The following is a 23,701-nucleotide window of genomic DNA, read 5'->3' as shown; positions in this document are numbered from 1 at the left end:
CAATGGGATTCTGGCGACGCAATCCATCATCTCAAAACCAGACAGCCACATTCGATCACGCCTACCATGTCGTCGAGCTCAACATCCCAGCCGAACACCGCTTCCTCAATGTTGTCGGGAGTTGTGTGGAGGCGCTGTTTGAGCGGATGTCCAATATTCCTGAGCGCGAAATCAAAACCTACAACACCCAACTCGCGGTGCATGAAATCTGCACCAACATCGTCAACCACGCTTACAAGGACATTGAAAACGGGCGCATTCAAGTGCTCTTCTTCCTGGATGAAGACGCCCAGCAGCTTGAAATCAATCTGTACGATTACGGTGTACGCTTTGACCCTTCCAGTGTACGTGAACCCAACCTCGATGAACCGCAAGTGCACGGATACGGGCTTTTTCTGGTGCGCCAATTGGTTGATGAAGTGGTGTACACTCCCGAAGCATCACGCAATCATTGGCGGCTTGTCGTCAAATGGTGAAAAGAGGAGGCTCCTATGAGTATCGCCGTGAAAGAACACGTGGTCCGCACCGCCGTTGTGACACTGACAGAACGTCTAGACGCCTTCAATGCGCCGGACGTGCGCGAACGTCTGTATGCCCTGCTCGATGAAGGCGTTACCCGTTTCGTGCTCGACCTGCGCGATGTGCCATTCATGGATAGTGCCGGGATGGCTGTCATCGTCAGCCTGTTGAAACGCGCCCGTGAAAAAGGGGGCGACGTGAAACTTGTGTGGCCCTACCATGAGGCGGCGCGTCGCATTCTGCACCTGACGAAGTTCGACCGTGTCTTTGACATCGCCGAAACACCAGAGGAGGCGTTGCAACGCTTCTAGGAGGCGCTATGGCAACCATTCTCGTTGTAGATGATTCACCTGTCATCACACGCACCATCGGCTTTGTGCTGCGCCAGCATGGCTTTCATGTGCTTGCCGCCGCCAACGGCCGCCAAGCTCTGGCGCTGTTGGAAACATCACCCGTGGACCTGGTGATTGTCGATGTGACAATGCCCGTGATGGACGGATGGGAATTGCTGGCGCACCTGCGCGCGCATGAAACATGGCGCAACCTGCCCGTTGTTATGCTCACAGCCAGCAATGATGAGTTCGACCGTGAGCGTGCTCAGCAAGAACATGTTGACGGGTATCTGACCAAGCCGGTCAGTTCCTGGCGGCTGATTGAAACCGTCGAAACGCTCCTGCGCTCGACAGAGACGCCAAAGGAGGACGACCATGTCGCTGCCCGCACTCACACCTGACGACGTCGCCCGGCTCTACGCCGCTTGCGACACCGGCACGTGGGAAGGTGAACGCGACGCGCTCATCGTGACGCTGGCATTCAACACAGGGTTGCGCCCCGCCGACATGGCACGCTTGCATGTACGCGACATCAGCGCCGATGGGCGCTGGCTCATGCTCCACCGCGGGCTTCGCCATCATGCCATCGTACCGCTCAACCAACGGGCAGCGCGAGCATTGCACGCGTGGATAGAGCGCAACAATCTCAAAGCGAGCGACCCTCTCTTTATCCGCGCCCCCAACACGCGCAAACGGTTGCGTGCCAGGGAAATCGCCAATCTCATGGCGCAAATCAGCGCACGCGCCGGCGTCCCATTTGACGCTGAAAATGCCCGTGCAACGCTCGCGCGCGTGCTCTTCAACCTGTCAGAGGACGCCGCCGTCATTCGCAGCGTTCTACCGCCTGAAGAACAAGAGGCGGCAACCCTTCCTTTGGAGCACCTGCCGCCCTTCTCGCTGGTCCTTTCACGCTCGGAAATGCTGTTTGCATCACTCGGCATGCTCCCGTTGCCAACAGCGTTCATGCCGCCAGAAAACGACCCGGTACTGGAACGCAGTCGCGCACTGCTTGAACGTGCGGGGGAGGTGTTGTGAAATGCAACGCATCGAGACACTCGATCATCTTGAAGAAAAACGGAGCAGGCATATGGACAAGACACTTTTGCTCACATGGGGCGTCAACTTCCTGTTTGCGACGTTAGTTGCCATCTCGTACGTGATGTATGGCATGGCATTCACGCGCATTGGCGCTATGCCGATGGATCGCGACCTTATGTCAACGCTTACCTACGTGTTTCGCGTTGTAACCAATCCCTTCTTCATCAGCGGGCTGGCGCTTGCCCTCACGGCGTCCGTCGTGCGGCTGGCGCTTTTCAGCCTGATTGGTATTGCGCGCTCCGCCCTTGCGGCTGAACTCTCATTGTTGATGATGATCATTTTCTCGTTTCTTGTGTTTGGCGAACAACCACGCTTCCCACGCGATTTCATTGGCGGGGCGCTCATCTTTTTGGGCTCCTACATCGTGGCGGGATAGGGAGAGCATGGTGCCGCATCGCCCGATGTTCCCATAGACATCGGGCATTTTCTTTTCTATAGTCGCTTATGTCGATCGAGCATAACACATATTTCGCGGGAGCGTGACGTATGCAGCCGTCAGTCAACGAGACACGACCAGTAGACCACCAGCAAAAGAACGTCGAACAGGTCTTGTCCCTCTCGTTCGCACCGTTTGCGCGCTATCTGCTCTTGGGCAACACACTCTTCGACGCGCTTGTCACCCTTTTCATCGCTCTAACCCAAACCCCTTTGGCGCTCAGTAGTCGCATTGCCGCTCTCTTCACACTTTTCTCTCTGGGAACGACGTGGCTGGCATGGCGCGGCAAAGAACGTGCGGCCATGCTCCTTTTCGGGTGGGGGTTTTGGCTGGGGCTTGTCAGTATCTCGCTCCTCATGGGCACCATCTCCACAGCCACGCTTCTCACCTTTTTGTTGGTCATTATCCTCACCGCCACCATTGTTGGGGTTTTCCACGGTGCGCTTCAAGCCGCTCTCGCGCTCGGTCTCGTTATCTGGCTCAACAGCACGCCGGTTTTGCCAATCCCCACGGCATGGCGACTCTCACCGCCCACCTCTTCACTGAACTGGTTACTGGAAGGCGGCATTTTTCTCTTTATTCTGGTCATTCTGTACGCCTTGCGGAACATCACCTTGCGCGTTATCGCAGACATGCTCGCCATGCAAAATGACCTTGTACAACTCAACGCCGAACTCTCCACCACCAACGCCGAACTGGAACGCCTGCGCGCTTCCCTGCAACAGGAAGTTGAACAGCGCACCATCGCCCTGCAAGACGCCCTCAAACAAGTGCGCCGCAGCGAAAACCGCTACCGCCAATTAGTGGATATGCTCCCCGATGCGGTCATTGTGCATTGTGAAGGGCGTATCGTCTTCGCCAACGAAACCGCCGCCGTCATGCTGGGAGCGCATTCACCACAGGACCTGATTGGCCGCGCCGTTCTTGATTTTGTCCATCCAGACAACCTGGACATGGTACGGGAGCGAATTCGCGCGTTGACGGAGTGGGACGAGCCGGCCCCGCTTGTGCGCGAAAAATTGGTACGCCTTGACGGCACAGCTTTTGACGCAGAGGTGGCCGCCATGCCCACTGAATGGGGGCGCAAACCGGCCATCCAAGTTGTGGCACGCGACATCAGCGCCCAAGTTGCCGCCGAAGAAGCCCTGCGTCGTTCGGAAGCGCTCTACCGCGATATTTTCGAGAACGTCAGCGATTTGCTCTTCATGCACGATATGGACGGCGTCTTTTTGAGCATCAACCCCGCCGTTGAACGCACACTCGGCTACACCCCCGAAGAAGTGATTGGTCGCTCCATCGCCGAATTCATTGTTCCTGAACATCGCGCCCGTTTTGCCACGTATCTGGAAATTCTCAAACGGCGTGGGCACGCCGCCGGGCTGATGTACGTCCAAACAAAGCAAGGCGACACACGTCTTCTGCGCTACAACACTTCTGTACTGCTAGAAAACGGTGAACAGCGCTATGTGCGCGGTTCAGCACGCGACATTACCCGCGAAGTTGAAGCCGAACGTGAATTGCGCCGCCAAAAACGCTTCTTTGAAGCCATTTTCAACCACAGTCCTGTCGCCATTGTCGCGCTTGATTTGGAGCAACGCATCACCGCATGCAACGCAGCCTTCGAGCGCATGTTTGGCTACACAGCGGAAGAGGTAATTGGCGTTACACTAGACGACCTTATTGTGAGTGAAGAACGCAAAGATGAAGCCCTGCAAGCCACGGCGCAAGCCACCGCCGGCGAGGTTGTGCATCTGACCACGCGGCGCAAACGCAAAGATGGCAGCGAGTTCGACGTAGAAATTTTTGGCGTGCCCGTGTTCGTTGACGGTCAGCAAGTCGGCGCAATTGGCATCTACCACGATGTGAGCGAGTTTGTGCGCGCACGCGAAGAAGCCGAAGCCTACGCCCGCGCCAAATCCGAATTCCTTGCCAACATGAGCCACGAAATTCGCACCCCCCTCAACGGTATCATCGGCATGACCAACCTGCTTCTTGACACACCGCTCACCAACGAACAACGCGACTTCGTCGAGACCATTCGCAACAGCGGCGACACACTGCTCGCTCTCATCAACGACATTCTGGACTTCTCCAAAATCGAAGCGGGCAAGATGGAGCTGGAATCCATCCCCTTCGACTTGCGCGATTGTGTGGAAACCGCGCTCGACCTGCTGGTCGCCAAGGCGCAAGAAAAAGGGTTGGAGCTGGCGTACTTCATCGAGGATGACGTCCCCCCCGTCATCGAAGGCGACGTGACACGCTTGCGACAGGTGCTTGTCAACCTGGTGGGGAATGCGGTCAAGTTCACAGAAGAGGGCGAGGTGTTTGTTGGCGTCTCCGTGGTCAAACGGGAAGGCGAGCAGTATCAGCTGCAATTCATGGTGCGCGATACCGGTATCGGCATTCCCCCAGAACGACGCGATCGGCTCTTCCAGGCATTTCAGCAAGTTGATAGTTCCACCACCCGCCGCTATGGCGGCACAGGCTTGGGGCTTGCCATCTCAAAGCGTCTGGTCGAACTGATGGGGGGCGAGATTTGGGTGGAAAGTGAAGTCGGCAAAGGGTCAACGTTCTACTTCACCATCCAGGCGCGCGTCGCCGCAAGCCCCACAACAGTGATACGTCGCATGGCGCAACCCCGCCAACTCCTGCACAAACGTGTGCTTGTAGTGGATGACAACGCCACCAACCGCACTATTCTGACCCGCCAACTCGACAAGTGGGGGATATCGGTGGTTGCAGTTGCCTCAGCGCAGGAAGCATTGGCGCTCCTGTATCGGGGGGATATTTTCGATGTTGCTATTCTCGATATGCAAATGCCCGAAATAGACGGGCTCATGCTTGCGCATCAAATTCGTACCATTCCCACCGCACGCGGGCTACCGCTCATCTTGCTAACATCCATTGAAAAGCGCCGTGAAGTCCGCGAGTCGGGGTTGTTTGAAAAATACCTCGTCAAACCCATCAAGCCTGAACCATTGATGAACGCGTTGCTCGACGTGTTGGGCGAGCAACAAGACGTCATCTCCGCGCAAGATATTCAAGAATCAAGCACGCGCCTCTTCGATGCGACCTTGGGCGAGCGCCACCCATTGCGCATTTTGCTCGCCGAGGATAACGTCGTCAACCAAAAAGTTGCGCTGCGAATGCTTGAGCGCCTCGGCTACCGCGCCGACGTAGCGGCAAACGGGCACGAAGTGCTAGCCGCCCTACGCCGACAACCCTACGATGTTGTGCTCATGGACGTACAAATGCCCGAAATGGACGGCGTCGAAGCGACGCGACGCATTATTGAGGAATGGGGTGAACACCGCCCCCGTATCATTGCGATGACGGCAAACGCCCTCCCACACCATCGCACAGAATACATTGAAGCCGGCATGGACGATTACATTAGCAAACCCATTCTGGTTGAAGAGCTCGTAGAAGCATTATTGCGCTGTCCACCCCACGAAGACGCGCATCACAGCACACACGCCCCCAAAACGCCCGCCGCCTTCATTGACTTTGAGCAACTGCACCAGCGCCTGGGCGATCTGGTTGAAGAAATGTTGCCCGATATGGCTCCCGTTTTTCTGGAAGACGCCGCCCAACGCTTGCAAGAAGCCCGCGACGCCATCACCACACGCGACCAAGAGACATTTGTGCGCTGTCTGCACACCCTGAAAGGGAGCGCAGCCACGATTGGCGCTATGCCATTTTCGGAAATCTGTCGCGAATTAGAGGCGTTAGGGCGTGATGGAGAATGGGATACTATCGAAGCCCGCTTCCCAGAGGTCGAAAAGGCGTTTGAGCAGACCAAGCAGGCTTTTCTTCAATATCTGGGATAAAGCGGCAAGATGCCAAACCAAAAGCCCCGTGGCCGTGCTTCCACGGGGCTTTTGTGTGAGGAAAGGAGCGTTTTCTAATTCAGGGAAGGGCAATCACACGCCCGGTCATGAGACGGCTTGCCAATTGCCAAAGTTGCTCCCACTGATAGACCAAAATGTGGACGAAATCGTCTTCGGCAAAGGCTTCATCAATCGAAGAGAGCACCTCTTCTACCAGCGCACTCAACCCACTCAAAAATGTACGGTGGTCGAGCGTGATGGGAGCGCTGACTTGCCAGGTGGCTGTGTCGAAGGCTTCATCCAGGACGTGAAATTCAAGCCCGTTGGGCAAGCGTGTAATCCGCACAGGCTGGCGATTGGTCGGCAACAAAAATTCGTCTTCATGGTCATTGTAGAGGGCAATGAAGCTATGCATGAGATACGAAAGTTCCATTCCCAAAGGACCTTCGATGAAAAGCGAATGCGTCGGGTCATTGGTATCGGTGATGTGAATACGGACAAAAACGTCTTGCAACGGATGCTTGCCAGTACGCTTAATTACTTCATAACGCAAGGGTGAAACGTTCACACCCAACTCCTTCTGGTTTAGGACTTTCGTCCTGTTTGTGGTGGGATTTGAGAGACTTTCGTCTCTCCACCTTGCGCGAGGATATCATGAGAAGTGGAAGGCGTCAATGTGCCCGTGGTACTAATGCGGGGTGAAAAAACGCAAACATACACGCGAAAAGAGGGCGCAGCGCACGCTTACGCTGTCCAGCGTTCAATCAACACCAGCACCAGCCACAACAGCCCCACCAACGAAAACACGCTCAATGCGCAAGTGATCCCCAAGAGAGCGGCGCCGGTTCCGTAGCGCCACGCAATCAGCGCCCCTCCGACACAGACCAGCAGAATAACGAACGCCAGCACATAGGCGCGCTCATCGCGCTGTCGTTGGCGGCGCATATCGGTTGGCGGTTTTTGAGAAGCCATGCCCGCGCTCCTTTCACCACACTTGGCGACGCAGTAAGAAAATGCGTGGGTGCAGCCCCCCCAGTGTCACTTTGAGCACCTGTTCCACACGCCACGCTGTTTGCGCTTCCAGAACGGTGTTCAGCAAACGCACTTCGTGGGTGATGAGCGCCCCGCGAGCGCCAGGGCGAGCGATGCGCGCCATTTCTTGCACAAAAGCGGGGTACAAGCGCTCGTTCTCAGCATGCGAGCCGACCAAGCCGCCAAACGGCAAATCACTGAGAATGACATCCACGCTCTTCTCAGGAAGTGGGGTTTGACACGCGTCCCATGCTTCCCACTCGATGCGCTCCGCCAAGCCCGCCGCCAGCGCATTCTCGCGGGCGCACGCCAACACAGCGGGTTCGATATCGCACCCCAGCAAGCGCGCCGCAGGTGCAATCAACCCCCGTTCGATGAGCAACGTCCCCGAGCCGCAGCAGGGATTGAAGACGATATCATCAGGATGCGGCGCAGTAAGTAACGCCATCGCATGGGCAACGGTCGCGTTCATAGCGCCGGGGTAGTTGCACACGCGCCACGCGCGCGCCGACAAGGGGCGTGGCGTCAAGCGAAACAAGACATCCCATCCGGCACTCCCTTCAGGGGGGCGACGGATACGCATGAGAAAGTGCCCTTCGTCGGGTGTTTGCACGCGGCGCAAGCCCAGATGGTTCGCCATTCCCTCGGCGATGCGCTGCATGGTGGCGGTGTGCGCGCCCGCCGCGCTAAGGTAGAACGTTTCAAATGCGCCAGGTGGGTGCAGGTGCACAATGGCAGCAGCGGCGGTGCAGAGCGCGCGCCAATGTTGGTCGCCCAGCAAGGCGCGCGGGCGGGGCACATCCAAGCGGTGCAGTTGGAACACCGCCAGCACTGTCTTCAAATCGAACAGGCGGCGCGGCGCATCCCCAAAGCGGAAGCGCACCGCACCACGCAACGCCACCGGCTCCATCGAGACGTGCGGCTGAAGGCGTCTGCGCACCTCTTCCGCCGCCAGCGCTTCCAGCCCATCCGCGACGTCGGCTTCGTAGAGCGGGGCGGGCAGCGCGCTTTGCGTCGCCTCGGTTCGCCTGCGGCGGGATTTTGATTTGGCTGAACGATGTTTGCGCTTCAAAACTGCGTTTTCCCCGTGAATGTGAAGTTGCGAATGACGGCGGCAGGGACTTTCATGGCGCCGACCGTGCCAAAAGAGGCCAGTATGCGCCGTTCGCGGCTCAACGCCACAACATTTTGCAATGCTTCAACATAACTTTGGGTAAAGCGCAAGTTCTTGATAGGGGCGACGATTTCGCCGTTTTCGATCAGGAACGTGCCGTCGCGCGTAAGCCCCGTCACGATGACGCGACCGGGGTTGACGGTGCGCGTGTAGTTGAAGCGCGTCACGTAGATACCACGCTCGACATGGCGCACCAGTTCGCTGCGCGGGGTCTCCCCAGCCGCCAGGTGGGGATGCAGCGGCACAGGTCCCCACCAGTTGGGGGCGGGCAGGGCGTGCCCAGTGCTCTCTGTGCCTGCGCGCGCCGCCCACCGCGAATCCCACGCCACAGCACGGGCAACGCCGTGTTCAACCAGGGGCAGGCGCTGGCGTACAACCCCCTCAAAGTCAACCGGCAAGGGCAACCCGTCTGGCGACAAGCCGTCGTCAATGATGGTGATGTTTTCACCAAGCACCTGCTCGCCCAGTTTGCCGCTCACAAAACTGCGTCCTTCAGCGTAGGCTTGCCCCCCAAAGCCCAGCGAACAGACAAACGAGAGGATATCCGCCATGGCGTAGGTGTCCAACACGACGTCGTACACACCGGGTTCCAGGTCAATAGGGTTGCGACTGCGCGTCGCCGTTTCAACGGCTTCACGCCCCAGGTCGGCAACGGGAATGGCGTTCAGGTCGCGGTGGGCGCCGGCGGCGTAGCCGCTTCCTGTGTCGCTCATCACCACGGTCACAAACGAAGCCACGGTGCGCGGCACATAGCGTTCGACGCCGTGCGAGTTGGCGATGTAGAGCGCCTGTGTGTTGGTTTCGAGCGCCCCACTCGCCACATGCCCCGCCGCGTCAGCAGTGCGGCAGACGTCACCTACGAGGTCGGCGCGGCGTTCGGGCGTGGCTGAGGCGGTGGCTTCGCTCCACGTTTCGGTTTCAGGGGTGGGGCGCGTATCGTGCGGCAAGCCGGGCCAATCAGGCACAGGCGGCGTATTCGCGGCAAGCGCTTCGGCCTGTTCGAGCGTTTTCAGCAGTGCGTCGCGGTCGGCGCTATTGCTGATTGCCACGCCCACGCGCCCCCCTTTTACCACGCGGATACGGGCTTCCAGGTTATGCTCGGCAACGTTTTGGTGAATTTCATTGTTGGCGAAGCGGGTCAGGCGGGCATGGGTAGCCAGCAAGACGACTTCGGTTTCATCTGCGCGGCTGGCGAGCAACACCGTCTGGGCAAGGTCGCGCAAGGTTTGTTCGTTCAACATGGGTGGCTCCTTTGTCCTTCACGTTTTGCCTGCATGTTCCCGGCATTACTGGGTGCCGAAGACGCGGATACCGCGGAAACGGGCGGGGGCAGCGCCATGCCCCACATGGCTGAGTTGCATGGGTTGCCCTTTGCCGCAGTTGGTGACGCCCCAGAGTGTCCAGTAGTCTGCGTTGCAGACGGCGTCGCACGCGCTCCAAAATTCAGGGGTGATGCCGGTGTAATTCGCGTTCTTGTAGAGTTGCCCAAGTTTCCCGTTTTTGATTTCGCGGCAGACTTCTACCCCAAATTGGAAGTTGAGCCGCTTATCGTCAATGCTCCATGAGCGGTTCATTTCAAGATAGAGCCCATGCTCGGTGTCGGCAATCAAATCTTCAAGCCGCCATGTCCCCGGTTCGAGGTTGATGTTGGTCATACGAATGAGAGGGATGCGGTTCCACCCATCGGCGCGCATGGTGCCGTTGCTGGTGGGGGGCGCATTCGGCACAATTTCGTGCAATTGTTGTGCCGTCTCGCGGCTGGTCAAATAGCCCACAAAGAGCCCGTTGCGCACGATATCCACCCGTTGCGCGGGCACACCTTCATCGTCCCAGCCAAAGGTGCCCAACCCCAGCGGCGCGGTGGCGTCGGCAACGATATTGACGACGTCGCTCCCGTAGCGCAACGTGTAGAGCCTGTCGGGCGTGAGGAAACTGGTGCCGGCAAACGCCGCTTCGGTGCCAAAGACGCGGTCGAGTTCGATAGGATGCCCACAACTTTCATGGACTTGAAGCGCCAACTGCGTTGAGTCAATAATCACGTCGAACGTCCCGCTCGGTGCCACCGGCGCATGCAGCAATTCAACGGCTTCATGCGCAATGCGCTCGGCATTGCCCACCAGGTCAAGGCGGCGGACATGCTCAAAGCCCCCCGTGACTTGTTGCTGGGCAAACAACCCCGGATAACTGCGCTGCTGGACGTCGCCATTCCCCACGGCAATGGCTTGAATGCCGCCGCCGCTCTCGTAGAGCACCTGCTCGGTGAGCGCCCCTTCACTGTTGGCGAAGAATTTATGTTCACGCATGGCGGCAAGTTTCGCAAGCGTGATGCGCACGCCATTGACACGGCGCATAGCGGTATCGGCTTCCAGAAGAAGGGCGATTTTTTCTTCCAGCGACACCGCAAAGGGGTCTTCCTCAATGGGGGTCTGGTAGAAGCCGCGCGAGGTTACCGGTGGACCAAGCCGCACAGGTTGTTTGTGTACGCGGGCGCTGGCGCGGGCGATGCGCACCGCCTCGGCGGCGACGCGGTCAATTTCCTGGGGGGTGAGCAGATGGCTGGCGCTAAACCCCCACGCGCCATCTACGACCACCCGCACGCCCAAACCGAGGCTTTCGGTTTCCTGCAACGTTTCGACGGCGCTGTTCCGCACGAGAATGTTTTGGTGCCGCTGGTGGACGATTCGCGCATCGGCGTACTGCGCGCCAAGGGCAACAGCCGTATCCACAGCGCGCTGAACAAGGTCTTGCATGGGAGAACTCCTTTGTTCGGTTGATAGAATTCGGTACGTCACGAACGCGACGCCTGGCACGCTTCACATGGGCACAACGAGCGCAAAAGCGACCATGTGTAGTAGCCGCCGCTGTGCCCATCCGCCCAGTAGATGTGAAGCGCATAATTGCCCGCTTCGCTCACCGCCGTCGGTTCGATACTGGCGCGCGAAAACGTCTCATCGGGCTCGCCCTGCGCCAGGCGACGACGCGCCTGCTCGCAAAAGGCGCATGGGCAGGCTTCGCGCACCACATGCAGCGGGATGAGGCTTTCATGGTCATCTTGCCAACGCACGTACATGAGCGCGCGCTTGGGGTCAACGATAAGTTGTTTGGGCTTGGGTTCTTTCGCTGGTGTGGTCATAGGCATTCTTGTTGACAAGATTAGTTAGCAAGGCATACTATCGAAAAATGGAACGCGCGGCAAATGGAAGAAGGGGGTGAAACAGCCGCCGCTCGCCTCGCGTATATTCGCATGTGGGGCGTTGCTCCCACACATTCCCAACACAACGAGGAGGACGCTATGGGTTGCCTTGGATTTTTGATGTGGATTTTGATTGGCGGTCTGGCCGGTTGGGCTGCCAGTGTCGTCATGGGCACAGATGACCGCCAGGGCTGCTTGACGAATATCCTGCTTGGCATCGTCGGTGGGATTGTTGGCGGGTTCTTGCTCCGATTGGCGGGCTTTCACACACGCCCGGGCATTTTCGCCAGTTTCCTGACCGCTTTTATTGGTGCGGTTCTGTTGCTGGCAATTTTCCGCCGACGCTAAGCAAACAAGCATACCACGTTCGACAGTCGCGCCATTCTGCTTATAGTGTGAGCCGTTTCTGAAACCTGACGGGTGCCGCCACCTGTCAGGTTTTGGTTTGTCGGTGGCTTGAACCTTTCGGATTGAGGGAAGCAGATGATTGATACACGCGAACGCTCACGCGCGAATATGCGCTTGCTCGTGCTGGTCTTGCTGCTGTTGGTGCTCTCCATTCTGGGCAGCATCTGGCAGGCTGTCCGCCTGGGGCGCAATGTCGGCGGTACACGCGAGAACGTCACGCCCTACGTGGCGACCTACCTGGAAGCGCTGGAAGCGGGCGACACCGCCGCCTTGCAAAGCATGGCCGACCCCAACGCCGACCCCGCCTGGCTGGCGGTTCTGGCGACCGAACCCCGCCGCCTGTGGGTTCCTCTTACGGAGTGGCACATTGAGCGTGTTGCTGAACTCGAAGGGACGAACATTGTACAAGTTTCGCTCAACGGCACTTTTGACGCCGACGGCGTGCCTGTTTCAGCGTATTGGCGGCTCTACTTTGTGCAAGACGGCGAGCAATGGCGACCTACATTCCCCAATGTCACCGCCACGTGGGGTCCGCAAACCACTTTGCCTTTTGCCGAAGGCATCCGCATCACCTATCGGCTGGATGAAGCGCGCGACGTCCCGCCCGCATTGTCAGACCTTTTCACCTTCCTGGAAGATGTGCGCCGCCTGACGGGCAGTCGCGACGAGGCGCTTCTACTGATTGCCATTGACCCGCTGGAACCCTTCGAGGCTGTCACGCTTCAAGAGACGGATGAAGGCATGCTTATCGCGGCACGCTCACCGTGGACGTCATACGGTTTCCTAGCGCCCGAAACCGAGTTGCGTGCGCGTATCGCCTGGGGGATTTTGCAGACCGTAGAAACCGCTTCACCCCGCCAACGCGCGGCGTTGCAAGCCGTAGCGCGTTTTTGGGTGGGGCAGGTGAACGAGGTGCACCCCTTCTTCGACACCGCCCTCATTCGCGAAGTCGAAACATGGGGCGCAGATGTCCCCCCGCTTGCCGCTGTCCTGTCGGGAGAAGCGCCCGCAACCCTGCAAACAACCGCATACCTCTGGTTGCTGAGCGAAGGACTAACAACGGGGCAGGTCGCACAAATCGTCGAAGCCACTTCATCGGAGCAAATAGAGCATCTGCTGACAACATGGCGCGGGCAAACGCCTGAGGAACTCAACACGGCGTGGCAACAAGCCGTGCAAACACGCTATCGGCCCTAGAAGGCGGCACGCGGGCGCGAGTGAATGGCGCGGCGCACTCGTCGAAACTGAAACTCACTCGACCCAATGCGGATGATGTCTTCATCTTGCAAGGAGGCCACAGCGTTGATCCGCTTGCCGTTCAAAAAGGTGCCATTGGTGGAGTAATCAATAATCGTGAACTCGTGAGGAGATGTGGGATCATTACGGTGGGTGATGTGGGCATGCAACCGCGAAACCCCTTCTTCGCGGATGACAATGTCCGCATCATCCGCACGTCCAATCGTCAAGGTTGTGCCGGGGCGAATCAAGAATGTTTGACCACGCAACGGACCTCGAATGGCGTTGAGAACGCCCACAGGAGCGGAACGCTGCCCGGTCGCCTGGTCCTGACGGCTGGGCACCGATGAAGCGCGCCCTATCACCTCGTTTGGCGCTGTCATGAGGCTGGAAATGGGGATGGCCTGCTGGTCGGTCGTCTCCCACGAAGCAGGCGCCTCATCACCGGGGCGTGTGTACCACATCACCAGCACGCCAAACAAAAAGCCAATGGCGGCGCTTATAAAGACCAGCAAGTAGTCAATTTCACCCATACCCCGGCAGCTCCCCGTGATTGATCTCCCTGCAATGGCTATTGTAAATCAGAACAAAGGCACTTTCAAGCCGGTTTGAACACAAAAAGCGCAACAATGTATGCCACATATCCCGCAAACATCAACGCGGCGCGTTTGCGGTCAATGTGTTCGTGGTACACCAGGGGCCACAGCCCAATGGCAAACGCCAACATCACCGGTGTTTGCACCGTGAGCACATTCTGGCTAATGCTGATGGGACGTACCAGTGACGTAATCCCCAAAATCGCCAGAATGTTGTAGATATTCGAGCCGATGATATTCCCCACAGAAATATCACTTTCGCGGCGGAACGCTGCCACCAGCGAGGTCGCTAATTCAGGCAGCGAGGTTCCAAACGCCACCAACGTGACACCAATCACCAACTCGCTGACGCCAATCGCGCGCGCAATCGCCACAGCGTTGTCCACCGTCAGTTGCGCACCAATCATGAGCACAACCAACCCCACTCCCAACCGTCCGACTTCCTGCAAGCGGTTGATTTCACCGCTCGTTTCAATCAATTCCTCGACTTCCTCAAATTCGGCGAACTCTTCCGCCAGTCCATTCCCGCGCTCGGCTTCCCAATACGCCCCCACATTGAAAGCAATCAACCCCAGCACCATCAGCAAGCCGTCCAACCGGCCGATACTTCCATCCCACATGAAAATCACCAGGGCGAACGAAATCCCAATCATCAAGGGCAATTCGCGGCGCACAATGCGCGAATGCACAACGATGGGGAAAATAAGCCCGGTCAGCCCCAGAATCAAGCCGATGTTGGCAATGTTGGAGCCAACCACATTGCCGATGGAAATATCACTCGACCCACGTATCGCCGCCGTCAAACTCACGAGCAATTCGGGAGTTGACGTGCCAAATGCGACAACGGTCAAGCCAATGACCAGCGGCGAAACGCCAAACGACTGCGCGAGACGCGCCGCGCCTTTCACCAGCCAGTCAGCGCCAAAAAAGAGCCCAACCAGGCCAATGACAATCAGGATGAGGTGTAGGGCCATCGTGCTTCACTCCTGTGAGTTGAAGGGTATGTACAGTGTTAGCGAGTATATGAATACGAAAAAAATTGACAAAGCGTTTTAGCGTTTGTGATATTTTTCACCCCGTACTTGTACGCTTGCTTGAAGTATGATATTATCGCGGCCGTTTCAAGCGCTGTGTCCTCAAATTCTATGCGAACCAGCAACAAGGAGGGTGAACCGTGAACGAAGTCATGCTTGGCCTTGTTGCCGGTGTGTTGGCCTTGATGATGGTGCTTGTTCTGGCACGCCAGGTCTTGGCCAAAGATACCGGCACGCCGGAGATGCAACAGATTGCCAGTGCTGTGCAGGAAGGCGCAACAGCCTTTTTGCGCCGCGAATACACTTATCTTGCCGTCTTCGTTGTCATTGTAGCAGTGCTGCTGGCTGTGGCGATTGCGCCATTGACGGCGTTCAACTTTATCGTTGGGGCTATTACATCCGCTTTGACCGGTTTTATTGGCATGAACATTGCCGTTCGCGCCAACGTGCGCACCGCCTCGGCCGCCCGTGAAGGGTTGAACCCGGCGCTGCGTGTCGCCTTTTCGAGCGGTGCAGTCATGGGGCTTTCGGTCGTTGGGTTCGGTGTGCTCATGCTCTCGTTGCTCTACCTGATTACCGGCGGCAACATTGAAGCGCTGGCCGGCTTCGGGTTTGGGGCGTCGAGCATTGCCCTGTTTGCCCGTGTGGGTGGCGGGATTTACACCAAAGCCGCCGACGTCGGCGCCGACCTGGTCGGGAAGGTGGAAGCCGGCATTCCCGAAGACGACCCGCGCAACCCCGCCGTCATCGCCGACAACGTGGGCGATAACGTGGGTGACGTGGCCGGTATGGGCGCTGACCTCTTCGAGTCCTATGTCGGCTCAATCATTGCCGCCGCAACGATTGGCGCTTTCAACCTGAAAGACACCAACGCCATCGCGCTCCCCTTCTGGATTGCCGGCGTGGGGATTATCGCGGCAATCATCGGGACGTTCTTTGTGCGCACGAAGGAAGACGCCTCGCAAGAAGATTTGCTGAAAGCCTTGCGCGCCGGTGTGTATGGCGCTTCGGCGATTTTTGTGGTGCTCGCCATTGGCGTGACGCTCTACCTCAACCAGGGCTGGAATGTCGTGTGGGCGATTCTGGCGGGTTTGGTGGCTGGTTTGGCGATTGCCTACTCAACGGAATACTTCACCGCCTACACCTACCCGCCCACGCAACGCATTGCCAAAGCCAGCCTCACCGGGGCGGCTACGAACATCATTGAAGGTTTGGCTGTGGGGATGCTGAGCACTGTGCCGCCCACGTTGATTGTAGCGGTGGCGGTTCTTGTGGCGTATCAGTTTGCCGGCATCTACGGTATCGCCATTGCGGCTGTGGGGATGCTCTCGACGTTGGGGATTACACTGGCGACCGACGCCTACGGCCCCGTGGCGGACAACGCTGGTGGAATTGCTGAAATGGCGCACCTGCCGCCGGAAGTGCGCAACCGCACCGACGCGCTGGACTCGCTGGGCAACACCACTGCCGCTACCGGGAAGGGCTTTGCCATTGGTTCGGCGGCGTTGACGGCGTTGGCGCTGATGACTGCGTACACCGAAGCCGTCAACCTGGAAGTTGTGGACTTGCTGACGCAAAAAACGGTTGTCGGTTTGCTGATTGGCGCTATGTTGCCCTATCTCTTCTCATCGCTGACCATGACGGCGGTCGGTCGCGCGGCGGGCGCTATCATCGAAGAAGTGCGCCGCCAATTCCGCGAAATTCCGGGCATTATGGAAGGCACCGCCAAGCCCGACTACGCCCGCTGTGTGGGCATTAGCACCGAATCGGCGTTGCGCGAAATGATGCTGCCCGGTGCACTGGCGGTGATTGCGCCCATCGTGACGGGCTTTGTGCTGGGCGCGGAAGCCCTGGGCGGCTTGCTGATTGGCGCGATTGCTTCGGGCTTCATGCTGGCGGTCACCATGGCGAACGCCGGCGGCGCCTGGGACAACGCGAAGAAGTACATCGAAGCAGGCAACCTGGGCGGCAAAGGGTCAGACGCCCACAAAGCCGCCGTGGTGGGTGATACAGTGGGCGACCCCTTCAAAGACACGAGCGGGCCGTCGCTGAACATTCTCATCAAGTTGATGAGCATTGTGGCGCTGGTACTGGCACCGTTGCTCATCTAACAGGCAAACGACTGGCAAAGGGGGCGATGCGCCCCCTTTTTTCATGTTCGCAAAGGCCGGGGGCTTGTCGAGTGTTTTGTTTTTCGGTACCATGTGCCTAACTCACCCGTCAAACCTATGAAGCAAGTGCCGATGGGAGTTTTCCATGCTCGATGAAATTGCCGCCTTGAAAAGTCAGGCCGGGTTTGCAGAACCGCATGAGTGGATTCTCAATGGCGAGTTGCTAACGATTGGGCGCTGGCCTGACAACGATATTGTGCTTGCCCATCGTGATGTAGCCCAACATCATGCCTCGGTTCACCGTTCAAGCGATGGATTTGTGATTGAGGATTTGGGAAGCGACAATGGAACGTTTGTGAATGGTGAACGTGTGCACTCCTCTCAACCGCTCCACAATGGCGATCTTATTTACATTCCCCCACATTTTGAGTTGCTTTTTTATATCAAACAACCCACTATCAAATCAGGGCGGTTGATTGGCGTGCATGTTGATTCGGAAGCACATGAAGTGTATGTCAACGGGCAATTGCTTGAACCACCACTTAGCACAGCCCAATACACGCTCTTGCTGCTTCTGCTTCGGCGGGCTGGTGAAATTGTTGAACGCGAAGAGATTGTCAGCCTGATTTGGCCGCCACATGAAGCCGACCACGTGAGCGACCAGGCGATTGACGCCCTTGTGCGCCGCCTGCGCGAACGCCTGGCCGAGATTGACCCCGACCATCAATATATCCTCACCATTCGGGGGCATGGTTTTCGTTTTGAAAATCGCGAATGACGCCCGCCACTTTGCTGCATGAAAAAACGGCTCTCTGTGCGAGAGCCGTTTTTTGTTGCCAGGTGCGCCATCAGTATCGGAAGATGGCGGCGACAGGCGTCGTTGTAGCGGGCATCCGCTCGGATGGCAAGGCGAACACTGTCCCCCCGTTGCGCAACGTATGGACGACCGCAAAATCGAGAAGGTCAATGCTTTCAGGCGTTTGTTCGGCATGGATGCTCACATCGCCCGATTCACGATTGAACGTCCCCCACACAGGGCGATCAACATCGGCAAAGAGTACCTCAACGCGGGCAAAATAAGCCGCCGGTACAATTTCGCGCATCTCGGTGGCGGCGCGGGGGCTTTGTGTGCCCAGCAAGTGCTCAAAAAGCGCAATGGCATCCTTTTCGCGCTCCATGAAAATGGGGCGCATAATGCCGTATGCGCGTGCATGCAATTCGTCAGACGAGAGGGTGTCCGGGTTCGCGTCAATATCGTTGGGCGCAAGGCGCGGGTAGCGGGAAACTTCGCGAAAAATACCACGCAAATGCGCCACCCCAGCCAGCACAACCCAAGGCTGCTCGGCGCCCAACATCTCGCGAAGCCCCGCATCTACGGCTTTGAGGTAGCGTACCATTGCCTCTTTGCGCCAGTTCTCATCGCCGCCGCCCCCCTGCCCGTGGAAGACGACCGAGCCGGTTGTCCCGCGGTCAGTTTGAGCAACCACGCCACTGTGGAATTGCAATGTGCGTTCAAATTCATCGTACTGCAAAATTTCACCTAAACTCTTCGGCATGCTCTCGGCGGCGACTTCGTGCAACGTGTATTTGCTGCCTTCATACAGCCGCACGCCCCCCAGGTTGAGTGCGAGGACATAGAAACGTCCATCATTGGCGAACAGCCGCAACAAAGGCTTGATGGCAAAGCGGTCGGCGACATACACGAGCTCACGTGTATCGTGCGGCAAATGATACGTCTCAAACAGATTGGGCCCCACAAACATCGCCAGTGTACGACTCGCATTCCGCCAGAAAAGTCGATCATCCAGAACGGCGCGCGCCGGCTGCAACAAAGCCTCAGCGTCGGGGGCGCGCATCCCTCGTTCAATCAGCCGCTCCTGGGCTTCGGCGAGCAAGTTCTTGAGGTGGATGGGGAATTTTTGCGTCTCCGGTCCCACACCAAGGGTGGGCATGTAGATGGTCACGCATGATGGGGCACGATACTCCATGAGGCTGCGTAATTGGTCGCGGGTCAGATATGCCATAGACTACTCCTTTCGTCCGTGACTTGCTCGACCTTTCAATGTGCGGATGGGTGGCGTGTGGGGCGTGCTTGTACTCTACCAAGAGAGGGGGAGACCTGTCAAGTATGGTGTGTGAATCAAAAATGCCACGCGCCATGCGTGGCATTTCGAGTGCGGGGTGTGAGACGTTGGACGGGGCTTATGAAAGAGGTTGGTGCTTCAAGCGTCCGAGTAAATCAAGCAGCGCTTGCATGTCAATGGGCTTCACGAGGAAAAACTCAATCCCCAGTTCCTGCACCATCGGCATATACTGCGACTCCGCGGAGACAACCAGGATGTGGGTCCCATCATGTTGCAGCATGGATGTCCAACGGCGCAGGAAGTCGAAACTGTTTTCTTGCACAAGGTTCAAATCGCAGATGAAAAAGTCAAAATGGCGTGTCTGTAAGGCGCGCGTGGCATCGTATATTGTCGAAACGGCTTCGACGTCGTAGCCGCCTAGAGCAGAGAGCATTTTCTGATAGAGGGCGAGCAGTTCCTGATTGTCTTCCAGCACAAGAATACGTGCGCTCATAAGAGACTCCTTTGGTGATTGAACTGTCTCCTTGTAAGTATACGTGAAAAAGCACAAAAATGGAACAATTAGAAAAGGTATTTTTGTTGAAAATCCTAGGAAAAGGGTCATGGGGCTTGCTGGTCCCTTTTTTCAATCAAAGGGACTTTTGTACTTTGCACTCCTTTGCTTTCTTCCTTGTCGTTGACAAGTTGCGCCGTGTGGCCTATGCTTCTGTGTAGCATAAATGGCTATACGAAAAAAAAGGAGGCGGTATGGGGAAACCACGTCAACTTTCGCTCTTTTCCACCGACGATGAAACACCATCAAATGAATCAGCGCCTATCATCGAAACGCCACCATTGCGCCCCACGGCAACGTTGGCTGCCGCTATCAACGCCTACCGCGACTACATGCTCCGCAAAAAATTCAGCCAGCATACCATCAAAGCCTTCACCAGCGATTTGCGGCTTCTCATGCGCTATTTGGGCAAAACAACCCCTATCAACACGATTCGCACAGCCCATCTCAAACAATTCCTGACGTGGCTACGCGAGGAACGAGGCGTTCCCTGCTCTCCCAAGTCGTATCAACGGCGTATCACCACACTCAAATCGTTCTTCAAATGGCTACACGATGAAGGCATTCTGCCGACCGACCCCGCCGCGCCGATCATTCACCAACGTGCGGCAACACCGCTCCCCGAAATTCTGTACGATGACGAAATCGAGCGCATTTTGGCCGTGGCACGCCGGCGCCGCTTTGACCCCGACACGCCCGACGCACGCCCCTATTTGCTGTTTACGCTGCTTCTCAAAACGGGCATCAAAAAAGGGGAATGCGCAAACATTAAACTGACCGACATTGACACCAGTCACGCGGACGCCCCCGAACTGTATGTGCGCTACAAAGACCCCCGCCATGCCCACAAAGAGCGCAAACTGGCATTGCCCCGTGATTTTGCCGAGGTGTTGCGTGAATATCTCGCACAGTACGAGCCAGACGAGCACCTTTTCGAGTGCACGCCGCGCAATCTGGAATACGTGTTGCAGGGGCTTGCCGAAGAAGCCGGGGTTGTCAAGGGGTGTTCATTCGCCATGCTGCGCATGACCTGCGCCGTGCGCGATTGGCAAGCGGGAATGCCGCCGGAGCGATTACGGCGCAAATTGGGGTTGAGCGAGATTACATGGCGCGAGACAGAGCCGAAAATCGCGATTCTGGCCGAGCGGGGGCTGTAAACAGGCTGTTTACTGCCCCCCCGGCACGATGGGCGCAAATGTGCGGAAAAGCGCCGTGTAGCGCCAAACAGCAGCAGTGAGGCGCCCATCGGTGTCGCGACCGCCCATGATGTAGAGATAGGGGTCGGCGGCAAGGAAAGCGCCCCCTATTTGTGCTTGCCCTTCCGGTAGCGGTATGTACGTCCATTCTTGTGTATTGGGGTTGGAATGCCAGATACCTTTTCCATCGAAGAAGTACAATGTTTCGGCGAGCACCGCCGCTGAGACACGCGCCATGGGCACAGGCAAGGGGCGCACCGGCTCAAGGAGCAGCTGCGTACCATCCTTGCGTATCTGCCACCCCTCATCAGTTGGAGCACCATCGGGCGTTTCCCCTCCATAGACAAAGAGCCCTTGCCGCGTAACGGCTGCCGCGGGAAAGAGCCGTGCTTCTTCAAGCGTGGCCGTTTCCGTCCAGGCATCTTCATCCGGGGAGTAGCGCCAAATCGTTGCCTGCGCCTGCGCGCCATCCCACCCGCCGATGAGATAGAGCGCGCCTTCAAACGCCACCATTGCGCCACGGCTGCGCGGTGCGGGAAGCGGTGCGCCCTGTTCCCATGTTTCTGTGTCAGGCGTATAGACCCACACGGCATCGCTCACGCTGCCGTCGGCTGTTTCCCCACCTGCAAGGTAAAGCCGCCCGCCAAGCCAGGCGCTTTGTGCATGACGTAGCGCAAGCGGCACAGCAACACTTTCTTGCCATGTATCCGCTTGGGCGTCATAGAGCCAGAAGGCGCTGGTCATCCCATTTTCGCTTTCACCACCAACCAGCGCCAAGAAGCGGTCGGTCGGCGTAGCGGCCATATCAGCCAACGGGGCGGGCATTGGCTGAAGCGCCACCCACCGTTGCACAAGTTGCTCGGCACTCACAAATACGGTTGCCGGCTGCTCTTCAGCAGAAGGCTGGAACAACCGCCACATGATCACCATGAGCAAAAGCATCACCGCAACAACACCACTCCCTACAATCCACTGCGTCCATGCGCGCTCACGCGGGCGCACAACAGGCGCCGTCTCGGTAGTTGAGGCTGGGGCTGGGGCTGTTGCGTCCGTTGCTCCTTCCGACGCGGCGACAGGCAGCTCAGACACGGTGGGCGAGACGGCTTCAGACGCGGGCGCTGCATCTGGCGGGGGTGTTGTTTCGGCTTCGGGTGATTCGGCGGGCTGTTCAACCCCCGGCAATGTAATCAAGCCGTCGCGCAACCCGACCATGGAAGCCTCGGTGCGCGAAGAGACGCCCAATTTTTCATAGATATTGCGCAAATGCACCTTCACGGTGTTGGGGCTAATGTGGAGTTCGCGGGCAATTTCCTGATTGGTTGCCCCTTTGGCGACCAATTCCAAAACTTCCAGTTCTCGCGGGCTCAAAACCGGTTCTTCTGACATCGTTGCAGGCATCTGTTACTTTACCAGGTTCGGGATTTGTGGGACTGGCGAATTATGCCACACAGTGGACGATGCGCCAAAACGCTTGTGGGGGATATTTCCTTGAAAACAGAGACATCTGGCACTAACAAAAAAGCCCACCGTGTTGGTGGGCTAGGATTGGCAGCATGTCGGCAAACGGGGTTATTTCTTCTTTTTCTTCTTGACGATGTCGCGGATATCCTTGCTGGGACCCAACTTCTTGTCCAGTTCCTCGGCGATCTTGCGCGGATCCTTCTTCTTGCCCATGGGAGCCTCCTTTCATCACTCGGTTGGCGTTTCTGCTCCCATGGTAGAAATGGTTTATCAAAAAAGCGTGAACGGATTGTAAATGCAAAATGATCGTTCATTCATACAGGAGCGCATTTTGTTGCTTTACACCCGCGCTGCAACATCCGCAGCGGCTTGCGCAACCAGTGGAATGAGTGTCCCAAAGGCGGCAAAGCGTTCATCTTGCGTTTGCCCCGCGACATAGCGTTTGTAAATTTGCGCGAGAATGACCACGATGCGGTAGAGCCCCAATGTGTGGTAGAACCCGATATGCCGAACATCGCGGCCACTGCGCTGGGCGTACCGTTCAACCAGCTCTTCACGACGCATAAAATCATACCCCGTGGGCATAATCCAGGCGGCCATCGCCCGCATATGCGGTGGGTCGTCAGGCTCCGTCCAGTAGGCCAGCAGCGCCCCCACATCACTCAATGGGTCGCCCAGCGTGCACATATCCCAATCAAAAATCGCCACCAGGCGCGCGGGGTCGTCCTCGGCAAACATGGCGTTGTCAAGTTTGTAATCGTTATGTACAAGCGTCGGGGGCTGTTCGGGCGGTTCATGCGCCAACAGCCAGGCATGCAACTCATCCATCAGCGGCAAATCGTGCGTTTGGGCGGCTTGCCAGCGCCGATACCAGCCTTCAATTTGGCGGTGGATGAAGCCCTGCGGCTTGCCCAAATCACTCAACCCCAAGGCTGCAAAATCCACTGCATGAAAATCAGCCAACGCATCTACCAGCGCCGCACTCATCAAGCGCGCCGCGTTGGGGATAGCGGCAAACTGGGGCGGCATCTCGCGGCGTACCACCACACCCACGCGCCGCTCCATGACGAAAAAGGGCGCACCGATGACGCTTTCATCTTCGCAAAACAGAAAAGCACGCGGCGCCAGCGGGAACGCCTGCCAGAGCACAGAAAGCACGCGATACTCGCGGTGCATATCATGCGCCGAGGGCGGCAACGGTCCTTGGGGTGGGCGGCGCAAGACGTATTGGTGCGTGCCGTAGTCGAGCAGGTAGGTCAGGTTTGCCGCACCGCCACCAAACTGACGCACACGCAAAGGGTTTTCACTCCCCGGCAAACGCCCGCGCAAATAGGTCGCCAAACGCTCAACCGGTATTTCTTCACCCGGACGCATTGGGATGGTTTCGTCGAAAGCCATTTCGCGCTCC

General features: G+C 57.6%; 23 protein-coding genes. 11 read left to right on the top strand and 12 right to left on the bottom strand.

All coding sequences use genetic code 11. The annotated features are described in order from the left end of the window. Positions 1 to 2: 2 nt before the first annotated feature. From SE16_RS01765 to SE16_RS01740, 6 genes are all read left to right on the top strand, one after another. On the top strand, positions 3 to 476 hold the full coding sequence (locus SE16_RS01765) for an ATP-binding protein (protein ID WP_054494436.1): 474 nt from the start codon (positions 3 to 5) through the stop codon (positions 474 to 476). Positions 477 to 491: 15 nt separating this feature from the next. Next, positions 492 to 830 (top strand): STAS domain-containing protein, encoded by a 339-nt coding sequence (locus tag SE16_RS01760; RefSeq protein WP_054494437.1) that lies wholly within the window; start codon positions 492 to 494, stop codon positions 828 to 830. An 8-nt stretch (positions 831 to 838) separates the two neighbouring features. After that, on the top strand, positions 839 to 1,252 hold the full coding sequence (locus tag SE16_RS01755; protein WP_054494438.1) for a response regulator: 414 nt from the start codon (positions 839 to 841) through the stop codon (positions 1,250 to 1,252). Continuing rightward, positions 1,227 to 1,886, top strand: coding sequence for a tyrosine-type recombinase/integrase (locus SE16_RS01750; protein WP_054494439.1), 660 nt, complete (start codon positions 1,227 to 1,229; stop codon positions 1,884 to 1,886). The genes SE16_RS01755 and SE16_RS01750 overlap by 26 nt, the downstream gene beginning before the upstream one ends. A gap of 52 nt (positions 1,887 to 1,938) precedes the next feature. After that, positions 1,939 to 2,325, top strand: a complete 387-nt coding sequence (locus tag SE16_RS01745) for a hypothetical protein (RefSeq protein ID WP_152918249.1) — start codon at positions 1,939 to 1,941, stop codon at positions 2,323 to 2,325. A gap of 110 nt (positions 2,326 to 2,435) precedes the next feature. Continuing rightward, entirely contained in the window at positions 2,436 to 6,215 is a 3,780-nt protein-coding gene (locus tag SE16_RS01740; protein ID WP_054494441.1) for a PAS domain S-box protein, read from the top strand. Between the two features lie 79 nt (positions 6,216 to 6,294). On the opposite strand, the gene SE16_RS01735 is transcribed toward SE16_RS01740, so the two are convergent. The 6 genes from SE16_RS01735 to SE16_RS01710 form a co-directional block, all read right to left on the bottom strand. After that, the gene (locus SE16_RS01735) at positions 6,295 to 6,783 is read right to left on the bottom strand and encodes a hypothetical protein (RefSeq protein ID WP_054494442.1); all 489 of its coding nucleotides are present in this window, start codon (positions 6,781 to 6,783) and stop codon (positions 6,295 to 6,297) included. A gap of 176 nt (positions 6,784 to 6,959) precedes the next feature. Continuing rightward, on the bottom strand, positions 6,960 to 7,187 hold the full coding sequence (locus tag SE16_RS01730; RefSeq protein ID WP_054494443.1) for a hypothetical protein: 228 nt from the start codon (positions 7,185 to 7,187) through the stop codon (positions 6,960 to 6,962). A 13-nt stretch (positions 7,188 to 7,200) separates the two neighbouring features. Beyond that, positions 7,201 to 8,319 (bottom strand): methyltransferase domain-containing protein, encoded by a 1,119-nt coding sequence (locus SE16_RS01725; RefSeq protein ID WP_152918250.1) that lies wholly within the window; start codon positions 8,317 to 8,319, stop codon positions 7,201 to 7,203. Further along, a complete protein-coding gene (locus SE16_RS01720; protein ID WP_054494444.1) occupies positions 8,316 to 9,662 on the bottom strand; it encodes a TldD/PmbA family protein in 1,347 nt (448 codons plus the stop codon). Before SE16_RS01720 ends, SE16_RS01725 begins: the two co-directional genes overlap by 4 nt. A gap of 45 nt (positions 9,663 to 9,707) precedes the next feature. Then, entirely contained in the window at positions 9,708 to 11,171 is a 1,464-nt protein-coding gene (locus SE16_RS01715; protein WP_054494445.1) for a TldD/PmbA family protein, read from the bottom strand. 38 nt (positions 11,172 to 11,209) lie between these two features. After that, complete coding sequence (locus tag SE16_RS01710; RefSeq protein ID WP_054494446.1) at positions 11,210 to 11,554, bottom strand: gamma-butyrobetaine hydroxylase-like domain-containing protein; 345 nt, start codon at positions 11,552 to 11,554, stop codon at positions 11,210 to 11,212. Positions 11,555 to 11,713: 159 nt separating this feature from the next. On the opposite strand from SE16_RS01710, the gene SE16_RS01705 reads away from it, so the two are divergent. Together SE16_RS01705 and SE16_RS01700 are read left to right on the top strand one after the other, a co-directional pair. Next, entirely contained in the window at positions 11,714 to 11,962 is a 249-nt protein-coding gene (locus tag SE16_RS01705) for a GlsB/YeaQ/YmgE family stress response membrane protein (RefSeq protein ID WP_054494461.1), read from the top strand. Positions 11,963 to 12,097: 135 nt separating this feature from the next. Further along, positions 12,098 to 13,219 carry a hypothetical protein gene (locus SE16_RS01700; protein ID WP_054494447.1) on the top strand — a complete coding sequence of 374 codons (1,122 nt, stop codon included), beginning with the start codon at positions 12,098 to 12,100 and terminating at the stop codon, positions 13,217 to 13,219. Here the strand turns inward: SE16_RS01700 and SE16_RS01695 are convergent. Together SE16_RS01695 and SE16_RS01690 are read right to left on the bottom strand one after the other, a co-directional pair. Continuing rightward, positions 13,216 to 13,791, bottom strand: coding sequence for an FHA domain-containing protein (locus SE16_RS01695; protein WP_054494448.1), 576 nt, complete (start codon positions 13,789 to 13,791; stop codon positions 13,216 to 13,218). The two genes, SE16_RS01700 and SE16_RS01695, sit on opposite strands and share 4 nt — an antisense overlap. A 65-nt stretch (positions 13,792 to 13,856) precedes the next feature. Further along, the gene (locus SE16_RS01690) at positions 13,857 to 14,828 is read right to left on the bottom strand and encodes a calcium/sodium antiporter (protein WP_054494449.1); all 972 of its coding nucleotides are present in this window, start codon (positions 14,826 to 14,828) and stop codon (positions 13,857 to 13,859) included. A 212-nt stretch (positions 14,829 to 15,040) separates the two neighbouring features. Between SE16_RS01690 and SE16_RS01685 the strand changes: the two genes are divergently transcribed. Both SE16_RS01685 and SE16_RS01680 read left to right on the top strand, forming a co-directional pair. Continuing rightward, positions 15,041 to 16,999: a sodium-translocating pyrophosphatase gene (locus tag SE16_RS01685; protein WP_060687281.1), complete on the top strand. Its 1,959-nt coding sequence runs from the start codon at positions 15,041 to 15,043 to the stop codon at positions 16,997 to 16,999. Between the two features lie 145 nt (positions 17,000 to 17,144). Then, entirely contained in the window at positions 17,145 to 17,777 is a 633-nt protein-coding gene (locus SE16_RS01680; protein ID WP_054494450.1) for an FHA domain-containing protein, read from the top strand. Between the two features lie 70 nt (positions 17,778 to 17,847). Here the strand turns inward: SE16_RS01680 and SE16_RS01675 are convergent, their stop codons facing one another. Then, entirely contained in the window at positions 17,848 to 19,023 is a 1,176-nt protein-coding gene (locus SE16_RS01675; protein ID WP_054494451.1) for a baeRF7 domain-containing protein, read from the bottom strand. 178 nt (positions 19,024 to 19,201) lie between these two features. Continuing rightward, positions 19,202 to 19,576: a response regulator gene (locus SE16_RS01670; RefSeq protein ID WP_054494452.1), complete on the bottom strand. Its 375-nt coding sequence runs from the start codon at positions 19,574 to 19,576 to the stop codon at positions 19,202 to 19,204. Positions 19,577 to 19,830: 254 nt separating this feature from the next. On the opposite strand from SE16_RS01670, the gene SE16_RS01665 reads away from it, so the two are divergent. Further along, positions 19,831 to 20,793: a tyrosine-type recombinase/integrase gene (locus tag SE16_RS01665; RefSeq protein WP_054494453.1), complete on the top strand. Its 963-nt coding sequence runs from the start codon at positions 19,831 to 19,833 to the stop codon at positions 20,791 to 20,793. Between the two features lie 9 nt (positions 20,794 to 20,802). Here the strand turns inward: SE16_RS01665 and SE16_RS16595 are convergent, their stop codons facing one another. Both SE16_RS16595 and SE16_RS01655 read right to left on the bottom strand, forming a co-directional pair. Next, positions 20,803 to 22,230, bottom strand: a complete 1,428-nt coding sequence (locus SE16_RS16595; RefSeq protein ID WP_082374534.1) for a Kelch repeat-containing protein — start codon at positions 22,228 to 22,230, stop codon at positions 20,803 to 20,805. A 402-nt stretch (positions 22,231 to 22,632) separates the two neighbouring features. Beyond that, entirely contained in the window at positions 22,633 to 23,691 is a 1,059-nt protein-coding gene (locus SE16_RS01655) for a phosphotransferase family protein (protein WP_054494455.1), read from the bottom strand. Positions 23,692 to 23,701: the final 10 nt, after the last annotated feature.

Origin of the sequence: Ardenticatena maritima (assembly GCF_001306175.1) — a bacterium.
Classification (GTDB): Bacteria; Chloroflexota; Anaerolineae; order Ardenticatenales; family Ardenticatenaceae; genus Ardenticatena; species Ardenticatena maritima.
The sequence above is the reverse complement of the archived record's forward strand: the minus strand, read 5'-3'. Positions and strand labels throughout refer to the sequence as shown.